Origin of the sequence: Rhodococcus sp. UYP9, from assembly GCF_040547235.1 — a bacterium.
GTDB lineage: Bacteria > Actinomycetota > Actinomycetes > Mycobacteriales > Mycobacteriaceae > Rhodococcoides.
The window spans coordinates 1-3279 of sequence record NZ_JBEPPH010000016.1; the positions used below are offsets into that span (position 1 = coordinate 1).

General features: G+C 54.5%; 2 rRNA genes. Both read right to left on the reverse strand.

The features are described from left to right. Positions 1-3: 3 nt before the first annotated feature. Positions 4-120, reverse strand: a 5S ribosomal RNA gene (gene rrf, locus ABIB36_RS21840). A 133-nt stretch (positions 121-253) separates the two neighbouring features. Continuing rightward, a 23S ribosomal RNA gene (locus tag ABIB36_RS21845) occupies positions 254-3279 on the reverse strand; the annotation flags it as partial.

The following is a 3279-nucleotide window of genomic DNA, read 5'->3' on the forward strand; positions in this document are numbered from 1 at the left end:
TGTGTTCGGCGGTGTCCTACTCTCCCACACCCTGTCGAGTGCAGTACCATCGGCGCTGGAGGGCTTAGCTTCCGGGTTCGGAATGGGACCGGGCGTTTCCCCTCCGCTATGGCCGCCGTAACTCTATGAAACAGTTACACACGGAACACAACGAACCATTCACACATAACGGTGAATGAAGTTGGCTCATTCAATTTTGTAATACTGAAACGTGTGCTGTTTCAGATATTGCACAGTGGACGCGTAGCTTCTTTGTGGTAAGTCCTCGGCCTATTAGTACCAGTCACCTACATCGGTTACCCGACTTCCAGTTCTGGCCTATCAACCCGGTGGTCTGCCGGGGGCCTTACCCCCTCGAGGGGGTGAGAAACCTCATCTTGGAACAGGCTTCCCGCTTAGATGCTTTCAGCGGTTATCCCTTCCGAACGTAGCTAACCAGCGGTGCTCCTGGTGGAACAACTGGCACACCAGAGGTTCGTCCGTCCCGGTCCTCTCGTACTAGGGACAGCCTTCCTCAAGTTTCTTACGCGCGCGGCGGATAGAGACCGAACTGTCTCACGACGTTCTAAACCCAGCTCGCGTGCCGCTTTAATGGGCGAACAGCCCAACCCTTGGGACCTACTCCAGCCCCAGGATGCGACGAGCCGACATCGAGGTGCCAAACCATCCCGTCGATATGGACTCTTGGGGAAGATCAGCCTGTTATCCCCGGGGTACCTTTTATCCGTTGAGCGACACCGCTTCCACATGCCGGTGCCGGATCACTAGTCCCGACTTTCGTCCCTGCTCGACGTGTCAGTCTCACAGTCAAGCTCCCTTGTGCACTTGCACTCGACACCTGATTGCCAACCAGGCTGAGGGAACCTTTGGGCGCCTCCGTTACATTTTAGGAGGCAACCGCCCCAGTTAAACTACCCACCAGGCACTGTCCCTGAACCAGATCATGGTCCGAGGTTAAGGTATCCAATACGATCAGAGTGGTATTTCAACAACGACTCCACAGTAACTGGCGTCACCGCTTCACAGTCTCCCACCTATCCTACACAAACCGAACCGAACACCAATACCAAGCTATAGTGAAGGTCCCGGGGTCTTTTCGTCCTGCCGCGCGTAACGAGCATCTTTACTCGTAATGCAATTTCGCCGAGTCTATGGTTGAGACAGCTGAGAAGTCGTTACGCCATTCGTGCAGGTCGGAACTTACCCGACAAGGAATTTCGCTACCTTAGGATGGTTATAGTTACCACCGCCGTTTACTGGGGCTTAAATTCTCAGCTTCGCCACCGAAGTGACTAACCGGTCCTCTTAACCTTCCAGCACCGGGCAGGCGTCAGTCCGTATACATCGTCTTACGACTTCGCACGGACCTGTGTTTTTAGTAAACAGTCGCTTCTCACTGGTCTCTGCGACCCCACCCAGCTCAGAACGAAAAGTTCATCACCAGACAGGGTCCCCCTTCTCCCGAAGTTACGGGGGCATTTTGCCGAGTTCCTTAACCATAGTTATCTCGATCGCCTTAGTATTCTCTACCTGACCACCTGTGTCGGTTTGGGGTACGGGCCGTGTGAAAGCTCGCTAGAGGCTTTTCTCGGCAGCATAGGATCACTGAATTCGCCTCAATCGGCTACGCATCACCTCTCAGGCATCATGAACGGCGGATTTGCCTACCGTTCGCCCTACAGGCTTACACCAGTATTACCACTGACTGGCCCAGCTACCTTCCTGCGTCACCCCATCGCTTGGCTACTACCAGATCAGGTCCTGCGCATCCACCACACCCCTCACTCTCGAAAGAGATCAGTAACGTGGATTCAGGGCAGTTAGTATCACTGATTCACCATGGGCGCGTTCACACGGGTACGGGAATATCAACCCGTTGTCCATCGGCTACGCCTGTCGGCCTCGTCTTAGGTCCCGACTCACCCTGGGCGGATTAACCTGGCCCAGGAACCCTTGGTCATTCGGCGGACGAGTTTCTCACTCGTCTTTCGCTACTCATGCCTGCATTCTCACTCGCACAGCCTCCACACCTGGATCACTCCGATGCTTCCATGGCTGCACGACGCTCCCCTACCCACCCACACACCTGGCACACTCCTCGTAAGGAACATGCGGGCTATTGTATGAGTGCCGCAGCTTCGGTGGTGTACTTGAGCCCCGCTACATTGTCGGCGCAGGATCACTTGACCAGTGAGCTATTACGCACTCTTTCAAGGGTGGCTGCTTCTAAGCCAACCTCCTGGTTGTCTTCGCGACCCCACATCCTTTTCCACTTAGTACACGCTTAGGGACCTTAGCTGGCGATCTGGGCTGTTTCCCTCTCGACTACGAACCTTATCGCCCGCAGTCTCACTGCCACGCTCTCACTCATCGGCATTCGGAGTTTGGCTGATTTCGGTAAGCCGGTAAGCCCCCTAGACCATCCAGTAGCTCTACCTCCGATGAGAAACACGTGACGCTGCACCTAAATGCATTTCGGGGAGAACCAGCTATCACGGAGTTTGATTGGCCTTTCACCCCTACCCACAACTCATCCCCTCAGTTTTCAACCTAAGTGGGTTCGGTCCTCCACGACGTCTTACCGTCGCTTCAACCTGGCCATGGGTAGATCACTCCGCTTCGGGTCTAGAGCACGCCACTACACACCTCACGGTGATACGCCCTATTCGGACTCGCTTTCGCTACGGCTACCCCACACGGGTTAACCTCGCGACATGCCACTAACTCGCAGGCTCATTCTTCAAAAGGCACGCCATCACCAGCAACAGAACAAACTGTTCACCAGCTCTGACGGATTGTAAGCGCACGGTTTCAGGTACTATTTCACTCCCCTCCCGGGGTACTTTTCACCTTTCCCTCACGGTACTAGTCCGCTATCGGTCACCAGGGAGTATTCAGGCTTATCGGGTGGTCCCGACAGATTCACAGCAGATTTCACGGGCCCGCTGCTACTTGGGTATTCACTACGACAGTCACAGTATTTTCGTCTACGGGATTCTCACCCTCTACGACAGGCCGTTCCAGACCACTTCGACTAACACCATGATTTCTTACTGTCGGCCGATCCGGCAGAATCGACAAAGTAAACCCCACAACCCTCCATACGCAACCCCTGCCGGGTATCACACGCACAAAGTTTGGCCTCATCCGCTTTCGCTCGCCACTACTCACGGAATCACAATTGTTTTCTCTTCCTGTGGGTACTGAGATGTTTCACTTCCCCACGTTCCCTCCACACACCCTATATATTCAGGTGCAGGTAACACGACATCACTCGTG